Origin of the sequence: Prevotellamassilia timonensis, assembly GCF_900106785.1 — a bacterium.
Taxonomy (GTDB): Bacteria; Bacteroidota; Bacteroidia; order Bacteroidales; family Bacteroidaceae; genus Alloprevotella; species Alloprevotella timonensis.
This window is the reverse complement of the sequence record NZ_LT629844.1, coordinates 393,886-411,211: the sequence shown is the minus strand read 5'-3', so window position 1 is coordinate 411,211 and position 17,326 is coordinate 393,886. Positions and strand designations below refer to the sequence as shown.

General features: G+C 41.7%; 17 protein-coding genes and 2 pseudogenes. 6 read left to right on the top strand and 13 right to left on the bottom strand.

Features of this window, described 5'->3' with window-relative positions; translation table 11 throughout:
• Window positions 1-2 precede the first annotated feature (2 nt).
• Genes hxsB through hxsD form a run of 3 tightly spaced genes read right to left on the bottom strand, consistent with a single transcriptional unit; the run spans window position 3 to window position 2,319 of the window.
• Window positions 3-1,427: a His-Xaa-Ser system radical SAM maturase HxsB gene (gene hxsB / locus BQ5453_RS07305; protein ID WP_071122678.1), complete on the bottom strand. Its 1,425-nt coding sequence runs from the start codon at window positions 1,425-1,427 to the stop codon at window positions 3-5.
• Complete coding sequence (locus BQ5453_RS07300; RefSeq protein ID WP_071122677.1) at window positions 1,424-1,996, bottom strand: hypothetical protein; 573 nt, start codon at window positions 1,994-1,996, stop codon at window positions 1,424-1,426. The genes hxsB and BQ5453_RS07300 overlap by 4 nt, the downstream gene beginning before the upstream one ends.
• On the bottom strand, window positions 1,993-2,319 hold the full coding sequence (gene hxsD / locus BQ5453_RS07295) for a His-Xaa-Ser system protein HxsD (RefSeq protein ID WP_071122676.1): 327 nt from the start codon (window positions 2,317-2,319) through the stop codon (window positions 1,993-1,995). The genes BQ5453_RS07300 and hxsD overlap by 4 nt, the downstream gene beginning before the upstream one ends.
• A gap of 414 nt (window positions 2,320-2,733) precedes the next feature.
• Between hxsD and BQ5453_RS14580 the strand changes: the two genes are divergently transcribed.
• Entirely contained in the window at window positions 2,734-4,809 is a 2,076-nt protein-coding gene (locus BQ5453_RS14580; RefSeq protein WP_083361150.1) for a tyrosine-type recombinase/integrase, read from the top strand.
• 381 nt (window positions 4,810-5,190) lie between these two features.
• Window positions 5,191-5,805: a hypothetical protein gene (locus tag BQ5453_RS07285; RefSeq protein ID WP_071122675.1), complete on the top strand. Its 615-nt coding sequence runs from the start codon at window positions 5,191-5,193 to the stop codon at window positions 5,803-5,805.
• A gap of 92 nt (window positions 5,806-5,897) precedes the next feature.
• On the opposite strand, the gene BQ5453_RS07280 is transcribed toward BQ5453_RS07285, so the two are convergent.
• The 7 genes and pseudogenes from BQ5453_RS07280 to BQ5453_RS07250 all read right to left on the bottom strand — a co-directional run bounded on the left by BQ5453_RS07280 (window position 5,898) and on the right by BQ5453_RS07250 (window position 11,729).
• Complete coding sequence (locus tag BQ5453_RS07280) at window positions 5,898-7,616, bottom strand: hypothetical protein (RefSeq protein ID WP_071122674.1); 1,719 nt, start codon at window positions 7,614-7,616, stop codon at window positions 5,898-5,900.
• Between the two features lie 80 nt (window positions 7,617-7,696).
• Window positions 7,697-8,092: a hypothetical protein gene (locus BQ5453_RS07275; protein ID WP_071122673.1), complete on the bottom strand. Its 396-nt coding sequence runs from the start codon at window positions 8,090-8,092 to the stop codon at window positions 7,697-7,699.
• Between the two features lie 318 nt (window positions 8,093-8,410).
• Window positions 8,411-8,820: pseudogene (locus BQ5453_RS07270) on the bottom strand (transposase); the annotation flags it as partial.
• Between the two features lie 99 nt (window positions 8,821-8,919).
• Entirely contained in the window at window positions 8,920-9,669 is a 750-nt protein-coding gene (locus BQ5453_RS07265; protein ID WP_071122916.1) for a hypothetical protein, read from the bottom strand.
• Between the two features lie 35 nt (window positions 9,670-9,704).
• Entirely contained in the window at window positions 9,705-10,655 is a 951-nt protein-coding gene (locus tag BQ5453_RS07260) for a relaxase/mobilization nuclease domain-containing protein (RefSeq protein WP_071122672.1), read from the bottom strand.
• Complete coding sequence (locus tag BQ5453_RS07255) at window positions 10,652-11,065, bottom strand: plasmid mobilization protein (protein WP_071122671.1); 414 nt, start codon at window positions 11,063-11,065, stop codon at window positions 10,652-10,654. Before BQ5453_RS07255 ends, BQ5453_RS07260 begins: the two co-directional genes overlap by 4 nt.
• A 184-nt stretch (window positions 11,066-11,249) precedes the next feature.
• Entirely contained in the window at window positions 11,250-11,729 is a 480-nt protein-coding gene (locus BQ5453_RS07250; RefSeq protein WP_071122670.1) for a DUF3408 domain-containing protein, read from the bottom strand.
• Between the two features lie 394 nt (window positions 11,730-12,123).
• On the opposite strand from BQ5453_RS07250, the gene BQ5453_RS07240 reads away from it, so the two are divergent.
• Complete coding sequence (locus BQ5453_RS07240; protein WP_008656559.1) at window positions 12,124-12,435, top strand: helix-turn-helix domain-containing protein; 312 nt, start codon at window positions 12,124-12,126, stop codon at window positions 12,433-12,435.
• Window positions 12,436-12,517: 82 nt separating this feature from the next.
• The gene (locus BQ5453_RS07235; protein WP_008628594.1) at window positions 12,518-12,826 is read left to right on the top strand and encodes a helix-turn-helix domain-containing protein; all 309 of its coding nucleotides are present in this window, start codon (window positions 12,518-12,520) and stop codon (window positions 12,824-12,826) included.
• Between the two features lie 233 nt (window positions 12,827-13,059).
• Here the strand turns inward: BQ5453_RS07235 and BQ5453_RS07230 are convergent, their stop codons facing one another.
• Genes BQ5453_RS07230 through BQ5453_RS07220 form a run of 3 tightly spaced genes read right to left on the bottom strand, consistent with a single transcriptional unit; the run spans window position 13,060 to window position 15,903 of the window.
• Entirely contained in the window at window positions 13,060-13,422 is a 363-nt protein-coding gene (locus BQ5453_RS07230; RefSeq protein WP_071122668.1) for a virulence RhuM family protein, read from the bottom strand.
• Entirely contained in the window at window positions 13,419-14,642 is a 1,224-nt protein-coding gene (locus BQ5453_RS07225; protein WP_071122667.1) for a site-specific integrase, read from the bottom strand. The genes BQ5453_RS07230 and BQ5453_RS07225 overlap by 4 nt, the downstream gene beginning before the upstream one ends.
• A gap of 31 nt (window positions 14,643-14,673) precedes the next feature.
• Window positions 14,674-15,903 carry a site-specific integrase gene (locus BQ5453_RS07220; protein WP_071122666.1) on the bottom strand — a complete coding sequence of 410 codons (1,230 nt, stop codon included), beginning with the start codon at window positions 15,901-15,903 and terminating at the stop codon, window positions 14,674-14,676.
• Between the two features lie 290 nt (window positions 15,904-16,193).
• Between BQ5453_RS07220 and BQ5453_RS13780 the strand changes: the two are divergent.
• Together BQ5453_RS13780 and BQ5453_RS07215 are read left to right on the top strand one after the other, a co-directional pair.
• Window positions 16,194-16,367 (top strand): annotated as a pseudogene (locus BQ5453_RS13780) (tyrosine-type recombinase/integrase); the annotation flags it as partial.
• Between the two features lie 123 nt (window positions 16,368-16,490).
• Window positions 16,491-17,237, top strand: a complete 747-nt coding sequence (locus BQ5453_RS07215) for a hypothetical protein (protein WP_071122665.1) — start codon at window positions 16,491-16,493, stop codon at window positions 17,235-17,237.
• Window positions 17,238-17,326: the final 89 nt, after the last annotated feature.

The window sequence follows — 17,326 nt, the reverse complement described above, 5'->3', positions numbered from 1 at the left end:
CACTATTTTATCCAAGACCAAAATATTCTGTTTATCTCTGGGTCATGCTTTTTGAGAAGTTCAAAAAGATAATGCATGATTGCTTTGTTTTTCTTGCACATTTCGTTTGTAGGACGATGACCAACCATATCACCCTGTTCCGACATGTTTCTTACAGGGTCAGCACCACAATAAGGTTGGAATACGCATTCTGCGCACTCGGGCAAACATTCATTGCAAGCATTGCTTATAATCTCATGCAACTTTTCTCCATTGAACATGCTTTGATATGAATCTTCGTTCACATTGCCAAGTCTGAAATAATAGTTCTTGAAACGAGCCATCATTCTTCCTTCATCGGCAACATACACACTGCCATCATAATCATATATAGCTCCAGCTATACCAACCCCTGCAGGAGATTGCAAGTCTACGAACCCTGTAGCAAAAGGTGTGAGAATCCTACGCAGAAGCAAGGCTGCATACCCTTCTACAAAGAATGTTCCTTTCTTGTTGAGTTCTATGATATAGTCCAACCCCTCTTTGTAGTTTTTTATAAAATCTTCTATCGGATAGGCTATCTTGTCCTTATGCTGTTTTGCAAAGCCATAAGGGTTCAATGCCCTTAGAAAGATATTATGGAAACCTAATCTGATGTATTCATCAATGATCTCCTTGAATCTTCCAAGGCTATACTTTGAAGTTGTCATTAAAGCGGATGCACATTCATCATCGCCCCAAATGCAACGAATCATCTGTAGATTTTTCTCAAAGATAGCGTGGTGGTCAAGATTCTTATCTTGTAGGGGTCTGTTAGCATCATGCAAATCCTTTGGGCCATCCAAAGATGTAGAAATCATACAATTATGCTTCTTTAGGTACTTGACCATCTTCTCATTGAGCAAAGTTATATTGGTGCAGATGACAAATTCTAATTCACGTTTCTTGAATAAGTTTTGCCATTCAGCTTCTTCTATGATATACTTCACCATTTCAAAATCGGTTGACGGGTCACCACCCTGGAACTCAATCTTGATACATGGAGAAGGGGACATGAAGATAGTTTTGACAATATTCTTTGCTGTTTTCTTCGTCATATCGGCAGAATGGTCTGTACTTTCATGTCTTTTTACCTGACAATAAATGCAGCTTGAATTACAACGCAAAGTTGGCACAACCATGTGCAAAGAAGTGAAATCCTCTAAGATACTCTTCTTTGTGCGGAATTTTGTTGCAAGCATTCTTACAACATCTTCAACATTGTCTGTTGTGCCTATCTGCTTTGACTCAATGTCATAGAACAAGTCACTTGTAGGGTCAAGTTCTCCATTGACAAATTTATGGAAATCGTCATTCTTTAGGAATATGTATTCTCCAACATCATTCGATAGAAGATATTCTCCTTCGTTAAATCGAGCGAAGCGGAATGGAAGTAACTGATATTTCATTTCTGTAAGATTTTAACTATTCTTTCTAACCATATTATATCTGATATTTTTTTTGAAGTATCATAGACACTTAATCCGTTTTGTAAAAGAAAAAAGTATTTCATTTTTCCATAGACATAGTACTTATAAACATTTGTACCGAAATCAATTGTTATTATATAGCATTTCTGTTCTACTCCCACATTCTGGAAAGTCTTCAAGTAACAATACTGTATACGGATATTCTTACATGAAAGACCACTGCCTTCAGACACAATCTGCTTTAACTTTTTCAAATCAACATTATTTATTTCCCTTTCCCCCTTAACCTCAACTTTTGCATAGTTGTTTATGGTTGACGAATAATGTGAAATATGTTGACTAGAAAAATGTGAAGAATGCGAAGCGTGAGCCATATGTGAACTATGAGCATTATGCGTCCTACCAATATTTATTGGTGTTGTTTTATGTAGGACCAACAAAGACTGGTTGAAATTTCCCTTGCTTGCTTTATACACCCTTGAATTATTTTTTCCAAAAATAGGAATATATGCTAACAGACATGAAACTAATACGAACAGGAATCTCATCTTGATACAGGTTTAAAAGCTTCCTCTACTATCAGATCACGAATATGTCCATACTTCTCCGTTGTAATTTCACGAAGTTGTTGGTCAATTAAGTCATTGCAGAATTGCTTAACGATATTCTCGTCAAGTACACCTTCTTTTGATTCAAAAATCACACAAACCTGTTTATCATTACTTGGCATTGTGTTCTGATAAACAAAGTACTTGTCTGTATATCTGTAAATAGTAGCAGTTATAGCCTTTTCACTATATAAATTCAAGTCAATGATTACTTGAAAACCACCTTTGTCTGTCTTTGTAATTGGAACTTTTATACAGCTCATACCAACTATTCTTTTTGCCAACGGCTACCATATTGGCATGATTAACAAATGGTTGGTATATATACATGAAAACGTGGAGCCAGTCCTGTCACTCGTTCCACTTGTTAAGGCCTTCGCATTGCCCTGTTCGTCCGAAACGAGCAACGCCAATACAACGTCAAATCTCATGCAACAATCAAAATGATAAGAAATCGCGCGTAAATACCAATATATACAGCATATAGCAAGTATTTAATAAAGTATGTATTTTGTTATTTGTTTGTTACTTTGCCATTTAATTTTATTATTTATCATAGTTAATGGTTCGTAATTGGTTCTTATTTTGGGTAACAAATCCAATTATTTTTCGTATCTTTGCACCGCGAGTAACAAATCTCGCAAAATGACAATAAGTAGAATAAATAACAAAGTAACATGAGAAGTAACAATGAACCTGTGCGCATACGCTACAAGGATTTGGCGAATGGCACAAAGTCGATTTATCTCGACACTTACAAAAGTGGAAAGAGGTCGTATGAGTTCTTGAAGCTTTATCTGCTTCCCGAGGACGATGACAAGGCTAAGGCAGTCAATGCCGAGACCTTGCAGAAGGCAGAAGCTATCAAGAACCAACGAGTGCAAGAAATCCTGTCGGGAAAGTTGGAAACAGTGAAGGCTTCCTTGGAGCATCCTGCTTCTACAACAACTTCAAGCAAGAAGACCGCACGTTTAAGTAAGAAGGAGAATGGCAATACTGCTAAAACTGGCAAAAGTGTCAAGGGAAAGGAAAGTGAGGTAAACGAAGTCGTTGGAGCCGTTTCTGGCAGAGAAGGACACCAATGGAAGTTTATTGACGATGACGGTGAGGACAGAGCCATAGATGGAACAATCAAAAAACATAGAGGCAGACCCAACAAGCGTGAAGCTGTCACTCTTCGTTTCAAGGACCTTGCCAACGGCAGCAAGTCGCTCTACTTCGACATATATTATAATGGTGAGCGCAAGTACGAGTTTCTGAAGCTCTATATCAACCCAGAGATTACCGAGGCTGACAAGCAGAATAATGCCTTGGTCATGGAAACCGCAGAGCGTCTGAAAGAACGCAAGATGCGAGAGGTTGTCAATGGAGAAACTTTCACGGATCCTTCTGACGAGCTGAACCAAGTGGAGAAAGTTGAGGAATACACCAGTTCTGTGATAGTCCGTAGTCGCAAGATGCGCAATGGAGACCGTTCCCTCTTCCTTGATATATATTATGGTAAGGGACAACGTGCCTATGAGTCAGTTGGTCTTTATCTTCGTAAGGATGACAGCGAGGAGAAACACAAGGAAATCTGGAAAGAAGCTGAGAAAAAGGCCAAGGAACGCATGAAGGCATTGAAGGACGGAACCTTTGAGAAGCGTGTCGGCAGAAGAGGCTACAAGCCGCATGGAGAAGATCCAGATGCCAACGTGGACAAATACAAGGAGTATCTTGCCACTAAGAAGGTGAAGACAGAGATTGCCGTTGCAGAGACTGAGCGCAAGAGAAATTCCAAGACCAAGGAGCCTGTGAGAATCCGCTTCAAGGAACTTGCCAACGGCAACAAGTCGGTCTATCTATCCATCAATGTCAACGGTCGCCGTACCTATGATTATCTGCGCCTTTATCTCATACCAGAGGTTGACGCAGCTGCCAGGGAGCAGAACAAGCAGACGATGCAAGCAGTCTATGCCATCAAGGCACAACGCATCATGAGCATCACTAACGGTATCGCAGGGCTCAAAGACAAGTCGAGAATCAAAATGCGACTTGTGGATTGGTTGGAGATATTCCGTGACGCACAAGTGGAGCGAGGAAGACAATCTGCCCGAAACTGGGTGAACAGCGTGCTGAATGCAGTGAGAGAACACTCGCCAAACGTGACACTCGCAGAGATGACCAAGGAATACTGCAATGGTTTCATGGTGTTCTTGTTGAACGACTATATCACCTACAAGCACACCCATCCGTCCAAGTCCACGGTGATGAACTATCTCAAATGCCTCAAAGCAGCCTTCAACATGGCTATTGAGGAAGAGATAATGGACGACAATCCCGTATTGCGTCTTCGCATGGATGTTCTGAAAGGTGGCGGTACCAAGCGAGAGTACCTGACCGTTGACGAGGTGAAGAGACTGATTGACACCCCTTGCAAGCGTGAGGATATCAAGGCGGCGTTCCTGTTTTCATGCTTCTGCGGACTCCGTATCAGTGACGTGAAGAGTTTGAAGTGGAAGAACATCATCACCGAGGGTGACAAGACACGAGTTGAGATATTGCAGTACAAGACCAAGCAGCCTCTCTATCTTCCTCTTAACAAGCAAGCCCTTCGTTGGATGCCTGAGCGTGGATCTGCGAGTGACGAGGACAAGGTGTTTCCAACACTGCCAAGCAAGAACTACGACTGCATCCCGGAATGGAGCCGTGCGGCAGGTATCAGCAAACATGTGACCTACCATGTCTCGAGTCACAATAAAATCTTTTATTGATTGAATATCAGCGAGTTAAACACTTTAAATAATGTAACTGCTAACGATTTAGAAACGAGCAATCTTCTTTATCTTTTACAACTTTGCGATATACAAAGAACGCTTCAATTACAAGTGCAAAGATAAATCAAAAATATGAAAAGCAATGTATTTTGCTTTGTTTTTATAGATTATTAAATTTTGAAAAGAACATAATTGTTCTTCACAAAAGCAAAGTTGCCATCTTATTAAGTGCTTACAAGTTTCATATTCGGCATTATAAACATGGAAAGTGTTAAAAAGCATTTTGCTTCCTTACAATGCGACTTTAAAAATTCATGTTTATGATTTTTTTTGTAAATTTGTAACCAAATTCAAAATATCTTTTAGTCTGAGTCGAATATGGAACGTATTTTTCTAAAATATATATTATGCTTATTGTGTGTTTACACGATAACAGCTTGTGACAAGGTGAATGATGAGGTTCCTGACCAACCGAAATTTACTCCCTATGTATCTGAGAGTTATTGGTCTGTGAAAACTGAGGTTTATGTCGATGCACCTTTTAATGCAGAAAAGATAAAAAAGGAATTAGAAGACAATCCTCCTGCTTTGCCATCTGATGTTTACTATTTTTACATGAGGAAATTGTCGTCTGCTTTGTCGGCTGAAAGAACTGTTTCACTCCTCAATAGTGCAAGAGAAGAACAGTGGAAAGCCTATATAGAAACAACTTCCTCCATAGAATTGTCTGAAAAATATAGCTTTATCAAAACAGACCAAAAGACTCTTCCAAGTTATGAACATTGGACATTTCATTTAATGACGGATAAAAAAGACACTATAATTGCTCAATATGATGTTGCTTTTTCTATCAGCCAAGAGGGCAAAAGAACTCAATGGTACTTATATGAAGACTTGACAGACGATTACAGGAAAAAATATCCTACAATGGATATTCATTCCGTGATACGGATGCAAACACTTACACTTATAGATTTCTATTATTTGTCATAATCCTATGAATTAAATAGAATAAAGCCGTATCAAGACTTGTTTGGGGCGAGATACGGCTTTATTGATAAAAAATATCCACACGATAATGACGCTTAGATTTCCAACATCCTTATTATGTACTTACCATCTTCTTTCTTGACAAACATAAATGGGTTGAAATGCTTTTCTTGCGCATTTATTCCATATCCTAAACATTTGTATTCTGTAGGAGCTACAGACGGAAGTGGATATTCCTTGGTCTTCCCATTTTTTCTATTTACGATGACAAAGGAATATCTGTCCTTTTGGAAGTTGTCTGTCCTTGGCATACCATGCTTTAAAAGACAATAGATGTTCCTTTTATCCATTTTTACAGTTGTGATGCACTTTGTGAAGTAAGAACTATACAGATTTCCATATTCATGCGTATAAAATTTTGTGGAGTCTGGTGCAATCATAGGAACTGTATCTGTGTCAAACACCATGTAAACCTTATATTTGTCAAGATGAAGGCTATCTGTCACATACAGTTTTCCTGTGTAACCATTTCCATACAAGAAAGTTTTTCCTTCATGTGCGAATACATTATTAAGATAATAATAGCCTGTTCTGCTATTTTCTTGAATACGCTCTAATTTGCCGTAATGTCCATCACACTTTCCGTCATTGATACGAAAAGAAGCTATTATTGGATTGAAGGTCTTATAAAAGCTGCCATTAAAAGGGTCTAAATCTTTCTGTCCTACAATATCCTCTTTCTCAAATCCATCCATAGGCCATGTCAACTTTTCGCTTCCTGTCCATAATTTGTTATTGAACAAGTCGAACACAAAGTGAAGATAGAAATACTTGGAATGTTCCAAATCGAAATCTGGTGAAATCATCTTGCCTGACGTATAATTGTTGATGTCTCGTATCAAGACAGCAGGGGCATTGTAAAAGCTAAAGTTCCATTCGTTGCCTACTTTTTCTCGAAGAATCTTTGGCAGGGAATAGGAAATTCCGATATGAGAAGAGTCCAACATATTTGCAGACAATGCTATGTAAAAGACTTGTCCTTGTTTTACTAAGTTTCTGAAATCCTTATCTGGCACGGAAACAAATTTCTTTTTCTCCGCTTCGTCTGCTTGGAAGAGTCGCTTGAATTTAAACAAACCATTTTCTTTATTAAACAGCATTATACCATTGTTCAGCATGTCGTTAAAAAAAAGGTGTCCATTCTCTATTTTGGGAATATCATATATTGATGATATTTCTACTCCATCTTTCGTGTTGACCTCAATGTCCGTTTGTTTCCATTTCGGCATAGGAACATTTATCATCGCAATCTGGTCTGACACCTCTTTATATGAGTCTTTCTTATCCAATTCATACATGTGAGGAGCAATTCTCTTTTTACAAAGTACCAACTGCTTCACAAACTCTGCCCCTAAGACCGTATATTGTCCACCTGTGACGAACACGCCTTCTTTTGGAACTAATTTGAGTATATACAATCCGTACATTCCTTCAGAGTTGAAACTGAAGATGTTGCTATAAACTGATTTCGTATCATAAATGTAATAATCAGCCTTATAGTTGTTTTTAGAATTATACCAACTTGCTGTTTTAGAATCCCCATATGCAGTTATTAGTAATAACTTGTTGTTCGGATTATTGCGTTTCAGTTTATCATAAAATGCAGGAATTGCAGCTTCACATCTAAAACATTCAGCAGGACTATAAAGAATTGCAAAAATTGTATCTTCCTTAATGTTTGCTGAATGCAAATAATCAGACAGAAGCCCTTCAGTGTTAGGCTTCTGTCTGATTTGCAAGTCGTTCTGCTCCATTTCATTTATATAATCACGCCCCTGTGCAAATATGGTCGTGCAAAACATAAAGAAAAGGAGTGCTAAAATATGCCTTATTTTCATTCTGCCACATTTGCCTTGAACGTTCCACCCAATTTCATTGTTTCAAGCTTAATATTTGCCTTTGTTTCTGACACGGAAGATGGAGCAAAGAAATTGTTTGTAAATAATGTGTTACCATCAGCATCCTTTACCTGCTGCATCACCAAAGTTTGGTCTTCAAATGACACCAAACTTGACTCTATGGTTCCGCACTTTCTGATAGTTGCTCCCTTGCAAGGATTGTTTGCGTTAGTTGAAGCCTTTGAACCATAGAAAGTAGATACAATCTTGTCTGGTGTAGATGAGCTAAGATCATCATCTGATACTGCTGAAGCCTTAATCTCATTTAAGTTTCCTGCAAATGCAGTACCACACACAATAACGGCAATCATGCCCATGAAAAACTTCTTCATTTTTTTACTCCTTATGCAACCTCTACAATAATAGCACAGCTTGGTCGAGGTCTATTAAAGCCAAGTCATGTAAGTTTTCATTTGCAAAAGTAATAAAAAAACTATTTCATCAAAATGTGTCAATCAAAATATTTTTGTTAATCAATGCAATGTGTTAATTTGACACATATAAAGCGTTATTTTTAACAAAGTGAAATATAACCAACATAATAAACGGTTTGTACTTACAAATTCGTATTTTGTATAACAAACATATACAAAACCATATAATAAGAGGTATGCATATTATATATATATGTCTACCCCTTATTATATAATTTAAGACATTAGTCCCTTAAAGAGGGAATAATCGAGTTCTTTGACATCGTTGAAAATAGTCTTATCAAATAGATCTCTTAGGTGGGTTTTGTCCGTCAATGAAATGCTTAGAATCTGCAAAACTTCATATGTTGAGCGTTTCAATTGTATATCATGGTGAACAATAGCCACGAGACAATAAGTGATAATGGCAACACTAATCTGTATGCGTACAGCATTCTCCGTTGTGCCCCAGAAGCTCTTTATCTTAAGATGCTGCTTTAGCCATTTGAAAAACAGCTCGACCAACCATCTTTTTTATATAGATTCGCGACATCCAACGCAGAAAGATGCTTTGCATTCGTCAGAAAAGTAAACTCACGATCATCTTCTTCATCGTAGTATCGAATGAGTCTGAATGATTCAGGATACTTCGGCTGCAAAAGTACGGCTTTTTAGTTACAGTATCATTGCATCAACATTAAGAATCTATTACATTGTAAGAATGAAGAAAATAGGCATAGGCTCTTTTACTTTTTAAGCCTTTCTTTTATGTCGTTAGCTTCTTTGTTTAATTGTTTTGCAAGGCTATCCTTGTAAGCAGCCATTTCAATCATTTCATAATGTCGGCGGATAGAATCCTCATAAACAGCGACACGATTTCTAACATTATTAATAGTATCATCATCACGTTGTACTGAAAAGTGTTTTTCTATGTAGCGAATATTCGGGTCATCAGATGGCAGTACCATTCGCAATGCTCGATACTTCAAGTCTGCTTCCTCCCAATTTTGGTGCTCTCGCCATTGGGTGAGGTTGCCCCAAATGGAAATAACGAGAGATAGAACCAAGCTACCGATGAAAAGAAGAACATACTTGGAGGTAGGTTCAAAGCGGTGGATAACAATCTTCTTCTGAGGCGTGTTGACCATAGCATGTAGCTTTTCGTGTACTACTTGTGAAGTAGCATCTTGCTCTTGCTTCAACTGCTTAACTGTGTCAAACAAGACTTTGCTTCGCTGTTCGCCGTTGCTTGCTTCTTTCTTGGTAAGGTCGGTAAAGATGCAAATTGCCTCTCTTAATCTTGCCAATTTGTCAATAGCTTCCCCTTCTTTTGCAGCCATAGCAAGTATGGCTTTTTCAAGTATGCTCGTATCAACACTTACAGGAACAGGAGTACTTCCTACCTCTGTATTCTTTGGTGAGGCAGAAAGTTCATCGACTTTCTGCTCCAATCTCTCAACTGTGCCGTAGATGGCTTCCAATAGTTCTTCTTTCATCTTTCTTATGTTGTTTGAATGGTTTGTAACTTGCATCAAAGGCTAAAGCCTCTTCTGCGTTTCTTCTTTTTCTTCTTGGATGATTCATCCTCTGGGAATTGCTCAAAGGTCTGTGCATTGGCAGAAGCAAAAAGTCCTATGGAAGAAATACCATTCCATGGGTTCTGGCTGCTCTCCGACATGAATGGCAACAGCTCGTCCTTGAAACTACCTTGCTCATATTGTTGAGTAGAAATGGCTCTTGCTGATACATGGTTCTCTGTTCCCTCAAATCTTGCATTCAGTTTGCCAAAGCTATAGTCTCGGCTAATCTGCGTACCCTTGAAGCTATATCCATCCTTGCAAAAACGGATGCCTTGAACCTTGCTCCGCTCCTTGTCCTTATAGACAAACTCCAAGTGAACACCTCGTTTTGCAAGTTCGCTTCTGAGCTTTTCCCAACTATCTGCCATTTTCAATGCGTCCTTAACAGCATTGTGAATCTCGTATTTGGCACGTTCCGCATTGCGTAATTTGCGAGTGTTAGTCTTGCTCTTGTCCGTTCCGTAAGTCAGTCCATACTTGGATTTTAGAGCCTTGGTCACCTGCTCATTACGCCTGTAATCATTCCTGTCTGATATGAGCTTGCCATCGTTATTGATGCGGTTGTACACAATATGGCAATGTGGATTGTGCGTATTGTGATGCCTTACGATGAGAAATTGGGTATCGGTGATACCCATCATCTGCATGTATTCAAGGGCTATCTTAGCCATGAACTCATCCGTCAAGCGTGGCTTGTCCTCGGGCTTGAAGCTCAAAGCTATATGTCCAACAGGCTTCTTAATACTTGGATTTAGTTGCCTTTGTAGCTCGAAACTTTGCGCCATTTCGGTATTCTTGCCGAGTAACACACCATCCGAGGCGATGATTTTCGCCTCGTCCTTGCCTGTAACATAGCGGATGCAACCACCAAATGAGCTGCCTTTCTTTAGCTTGCCTATCATGGTGTATCCTCCCTTCTGTTCATTCCGCTTGGATTAGGTTTGGAATTTCCTTGCCGATACTCGACAAGGACGGTTTTCAATCTCTTCAACAAGTCCACCACATACACATGGGTTTCCTGGAAACCTCTCTGATGCGACAGCTTGGTAAGTTGGTTGAGGTTGTTCGCCATGCCAATGAGATTCTTGGCGATGGCTACCGTCTCTGCATTGTGTCCGCTGACCACCTCGCCGTTCAAGGCGGACTCACGGATGTACTCCGCCAACTTGCGGTTGGCTTTTCTCGCCCTCAGCCTCAGTGCCTCGTAGCTTGGCTTCGAGAACTTCACCGTGACAGACTTCGACAGCTTGCGAACCCTGCCTGTGGGCGGTCTTCCGCCCTTTTTCTTGTCCTGTTCATGTATGCTTGTCATTCGATATACTGTTTACAGTTGGTACACTCACTTTCTGCGACCGTTGGGAGCAAAATATCTCCGCCCTCATGGTGGAGCGAGGCGTTTTGGGGTTCCCAAAACATAACCTCGCTCCCTCTCAGAACACGTTAGTTGGAACTACTGCCTTTCAGCTATCCACGCCCAAGGTCGCAGACCTTAATTCTCACAATTTGCGCCAAGCCTCGAAGTCCTCTTCATAAAGGCTTAGGTGGTGGCGCACGATGTTCTCGATGATGCCCGATACGCTCATGCGCCTCCCTCCAAGGATGCGGACGACTCGATCAAGACGGTCTCGTACATCGGAACTGACGAAGACTGGCTTGCGGTCGTCAATCCTTGGAACTTGGAGGAAGGTCTGCTGATACTCCTCTAATGTCGCCTTGCGCTGCTTGCCACTGATGCGCTTCTGCGGATTCGGTGGCGATTGAACCTCGTTCGTAAGCTCGTCCTCCATGTTGGAGGTTGTTGCAGCCACATTCTCTGTCACAACTTCTAAATCGGAGTTCTCCACCTCTTCAAAGAAAGAGCTATGTTTTTGGGCATAGTCTTTACCATAAGTGGATGGGTGAAGCGAAGCCATCACCTCCTGTGTCATTTTCTCCTGCTGTTCAGGAAACATTTTCGTTTCTTTTGTTCTTGCCATAGCTTATGCTGTTTTATTTGTTAATATAGTGGTCACGGTTTGCACCATTGACCGATTGTCGGGTGCAAAGTAAGTGTACTGAGTGCAGCCATGCAACTGATTGGGTGTAACGTGGCAATTTAGTTGTGGCTTGCTTATTTGCATACCGAGATAGTTGTGAGAACTTCAACGTATTTCTCAACTCATCATTGTTCATGTATTCGTTGCAGTCGTGCAAGTTTTTCTTGTTGTTTTTGGCGTTGAAGTCGGCAAACCCCGGCAACATACTGCCACAGAAATTGAAAACGCTTGTTTTTAGATTGCCGTGCCTTATCTTTGCACTCACAAACGTGGAGCACAGCATATGCGTGGAGCTTTGCGATAAACATAGTATTAACTTAGAAAAAAGAAAAGTATGGGATTCATCGTATTCGAGGAAGAGGCATTCAACTATCTTGATGCCCAGTTGGAGAACTTCGTGAAGCGCATGGACAGAATCCGTGAGCGCAGTGAGGACAAGACCATGAACAAGTGGCTCGACACGCAGGACGTGTGTCAGACGCTCAACATCTGCCCACGGACAGTGCAGACGCTTCGGGACAACGGAACTTTGGCTTATACGCAAATCAGCCACAAGACCTACTACAAGCCGGAGGACGTGATGGCTATCGTAGCAGTAGTGGAGGACAAGAAAAAGGACATGCGCTTTCGCAAGCGCACAGGTTAGGCTGTCAATATACAACAGCCACTTAATCCAATGCAGCAAGTAAACCGAGTAACGTAAGTATCAACAATAAAACGAGACAACTATGAGCAATGAAGTAATGACAAGAAACAGCGAGTGGATGAACCACATCGTGAACCACCTCAACCGAATGGTTGACAATTTTGAACGTGCCGTGATGAACTACCGCCCCATGCTTGGCGGTGAGCGCTTCATGACGGACAAGGAACTTTGTGCCAGGCTGCAACTGAGCCGAAGAACCCTGCAGGACTACCGAAACAACGGTGTCATCCCGTATATCCAGCTTGGCGGAAAGATACTCTACCGCGAGTCCGACATTCAGAAGATTCTGATGGCTAACTATCGTGAGGCGTACAGAATGAAAGGTGTGTAGGAGAATGTCCTTGATGAGTGTGTGAAATGAACAAGGCGACAACGTATAACTTACCGAGCGTGGTTGTTATAGGTTGTCGCCTCGTTTTATTGGCTATACCGAGTTGGTCGTGTTTGCCGAGTGTTCTCCGTATGGTCTGTATAAAATCTAATACCATGCTAAAACACACTGCGGTGGTTCGCCCAAGTGGCTGGAGGCGCAAAGCCTCCAAGGAACGTTGCTTTATGGCAGGTCTATGCCATTGCATTCTCTGTAAAGATACAGACCAGTTTGGTGCGGCTTGTCTGTCTGCCGATGACGGACTGCATGATGAACTCCCGAAAGGCTCTGCTCTCAATGCTGTCAATACGGAAGGCTACCGCAATGACGAGTTCAAGGCTATACACATCATAGCTGATGCGGTCGTTCTTCCTGACATGACGGCGTACACCCTGCTCTTTCAGAATGCCGTCCTTGAATACAGCCTTGACAGCCTTGCGCACATAGTAGCCGAATACATTATACATGTCGGCAATCTCCTGCATGGTCATCCATACAGTATCGGTCGGCATGGATACCGTTCCGCTCTCGCTGATTGTTATTATCCCTCTGTTCATTTCCCGTCCTCCTTATTTTTATTCTGGTCAGTTTCTTTTGTTTCTCTGCGCTGCATCAGCTTATCCATATCCTTGGATATCTTGTCATCGGTGATGACGGCATAGACCTGGGTGCTTCGCAGGTTGGAATGCCCCATCATCTTGGCGATGCTTTCCATTGATATGCCCGAAGTAACCATGTTTACTCCGAATGTATGTCTTGCAACGTGTGCGGTAAGGTTCTCATTGATACCCAAAGCCACACCGAGTGAATGAAATTCAAACCACATGGAATCACGTGAAGAAAGAGGGAAAACAGGTTTGCTATCATCCGCTATATTGTATAGCGACATTATTTGTTCAGCTATCGGGTGCAAGGGAATGAACGCTTCGTTGTTGGTCTTTGCTCTTTTCTCACGGATGTATTTTCTACCGTCTGCCGTCATCCCGATATGGTGTGGATACAGGTTACGTAAATCGACATAAGCCAAACCTGTAAGGCTGGAGAAAACAAACATTCTTCGTGCCAACTCCAAAGCCTTATCCTCCATAGGAGTCTCCATGATGAGCAGCAAATCATTTCTGGATATATGTCTACGCTTTGGTGAGCCTTTCTTTTCATATCCGACATCTTCCAATGGATTGAATTTCAGCAGACCTCTGTCAACAGCGATATAAACCAAGCGTTGCAGCCAACAAAGATTATGGTTCGTATTGGATGCACTATACCCTTTGCCAATCAAGAACAACTTATAAGATTTGCCAAATTCCTCAGTCAAATCTTCAAATGCCATGTCATTCATTCCTCGTAACCCGATGAACTCTCGCAAGTTTAGTTGCGATGTCTTAGATTGGCGATAAGAAGATGTTGAGTTAATACGGATAGAGCGCAGTCTAAGGCGTTTACGCTCCTCCTCGCCAGTGGCAAGCAATGTCATCGGGATAGTATTTGCATCAACAATAACATTCTTCAGAATCTCGGCGGTAACGATGCCCTTTTCCTTTGTTGCCTGCTCGTAGGCTTCGTCAATTCTTAGTCTAAACGCTTGGAGTTGTCCGTTCACTCTTGCATTCTTGGCTTCACCTTTTTTCGTGTCCCATTCTTCGGGAGCACAGTAAAGACCTGTTGCTATGGCTGACACTTTGCCGTCAATCGTGATACGGCAAAATATAGATGTGGTTCCGTCTGCCTTTACTCTGCCACGGTTGATATAATAAAACTGCTTGTATGTACTTCTCATTGTTATGTTCCTTTCTTATTTTGTGAAAATATTACAGGACAAACTTGAAGTCCTTGTTGGCTTCGATGAACTTGTCCATATCCTCAAATAGCTTTTTCGGGGTGACACGTGCATAGATTTGCGTGGTCTGAATGTTGTTGTGACCAAGCATTCTGCTGATAGTCTCTATCGGAACACCTTCTTCGAGCGTAACGAGCGATGCGAAACTGTGCCGTCCAACATGATAGACCAAATCCATACTTATGCCAGATAGTACTCGGAGACTTTTCATGTTACCTCTCAGCACTCGAAATTCCTGTGGCGGTAAAAGAGTAGGTCTTGTCGGGTCTTTGTATTTCTCCAACATCGCAATTGCTTCTGGCAGCAGCTTCACACGTGCAAGCATCTTGTTCTTCTTTCTGTGGTATTTCAGCCAAAGGCTGCCCTCCTCATCACGAAAGAGGTTTTCTTCCGTGATGGAAACAGTATCGGCATAAGCCGTGCCTGTATAGCAAGCGAAAAGAAAAAGGTCACGGGTCAAAGCCAACGATTTTCTTCGCTCTGGTATTTCGAGGTCACGAATTTTCAAGAAGTCCTCACGTGTCAATGCCTTTGGTGGATTCTCTTTCTTTTGAGGTAGCTTGAAGTGCATGAAATGATAACGCTCGGAGTGTCCTGCCTTGAAAGCTATTCGGCAGGTCTTCTTCAATATGGCGAGATAGTGGCGGACTGTATCAAGTGCAAGACCTCTCTCGTCCAAGCAAAAGTCCATGTACTCACGGATAAACTGCTCGTCAAGCTCACCGAATGCCACATCGTCAGTTCCATAACGCTTCTTGACGAACAATCCCAATGTCAGGCGAGTGTACTGGTAGTTTGGCAGCGTGCCTTTCTTGTAGTCGATGCCGATTCTTGACTCAATGTCCGCAATGATGGCGTCAAGCTGCTTCAACAAGGTCATCTGAGTGTCTGCACTACATTGAAACAGATCCTTTATCGCCTTTGCGTCAAAATCCGTCTTGCGCTCCACAAGTGACTCGTAGGCTGAGTTTATTGCCAGCAACAGCTTGTCAATCTTGGCGTTCACTTCCACAGCCTCCTTGCTCTTGCCGTCAAGTCTGCTCTCACGTGGATTCCATAACTTTGGCGTACATGACAACTTGCAACCGAACTGCGCCATTGTTCGGTTGAGGGTGATGCGTCCCATGATGGGAGCCTTACCGTTCTTGTCCAATCTGCTCTTTTTGAGGTAGAGCAGCACCTTGAATTTTTCAACTTTCATCTGCTTACTTTTTTAGTTTGCAAAAATAATCAATCAGTAAGCATTCTCTGTCATTGAAAGTTGTGCAGAACAGTGCAACAAACACTGGTGACAAACTATTTGTTTTTCACCTCGTTAGCAGTGTTGGTTTCGGTAACTGACCGCTAACGGTTTGGTAACTGAAATAACTCAATATCCTGCTCGGCTTTGCTTTGCAGCCAATTGGCAGAATTATGAAATATTGCTCATTCTCAACCACTTACAGTTCATTTCTCTCATCTTCACTTTCCGTTGCTTTTGCTTAAATTGTGCATTGCTTAAGACACACGTTCGCCACGATGGAGCTGACCATGGGCGCAGACCTATACACTACAAGCAAACTTCTCGGTCATACGGAGGTGCGTACGACACAAATTTACGCAAAAATCATCAATAAGAAAAAGGACGAGGCTGTTTCCCTATTGGACAGTGCGTTCGAAGAATAAAAATGGAACATAACAATACATCAAACAACCAAGGACGAGACGACTCCTCGTTCTCTCTTTTTACCCCAATGCAATGAATGCACCTTCGCTAACGGTGCAGGTGGCATTTGTGGTACCAACAAATTGTGGCTGTTCTTCAAGGAAGCCCATGAGTGCTATCAGACGGAAGTAATAGGATGCGGTAAACTGTATCACCGCTATAAAAAGGACTTTCTCAACAGCCATTCCTATACGGACTGCCAGTATGCGGCAGGCAAGAACGAGCACAAGAAGAACTTCTACATCATGGAGGAGTTTCTTGAAGAACGTGAGGACTTGGTAGTCATATTCTTTACCAAAGTGGATTTCGAGTATCATGACTATAAGGCTCTTCATCACAAGTTCAACACCACGGAGCCGCCTCCAAACGGTCAGTATCTCCATGGTAAACCACCGTCAATATTACAAACAGCACAAGAAACCAAACCGAAACAGGACTTTCAATGTTACTTTGATTCTACTCAGTTGAACCTCATTGCGCGCCATGCCAATGAGGTTCATTTGTTCTCAACCGATGTGTCGGAAGAGGATATGCGAAAACTCTTCTCGTGCCAAGTCTGCAAGCAGCTAAAGGCGAGAAGCAACAGACGTGTGGCATTCTTCTTTGACATGCTCTGCAGCAAGAACTTGATTTGCAAGCAATGGCAATCGGTCATTGCCAAGCATAAACTCATCCTGTCTTCATCAACAGACAAGCCACTTACAACAACCAAACTGTCCTCAGCAACTAGTGATGCCAAAAGTACCAACTCCAGTATCTATGAGACTATCCGCAAGAAAGTGCAAGAAATAGCAGATTGCGGTAAAAATGACAGCAAGGGCATCATCTGACAGATGAAAACCTTGACAGTTGGCTTGATAGTCGGTTGACAGTCAAGCGCACTTCCATCCGATTGGGCAGAAACGCCCTTACCTTTGCC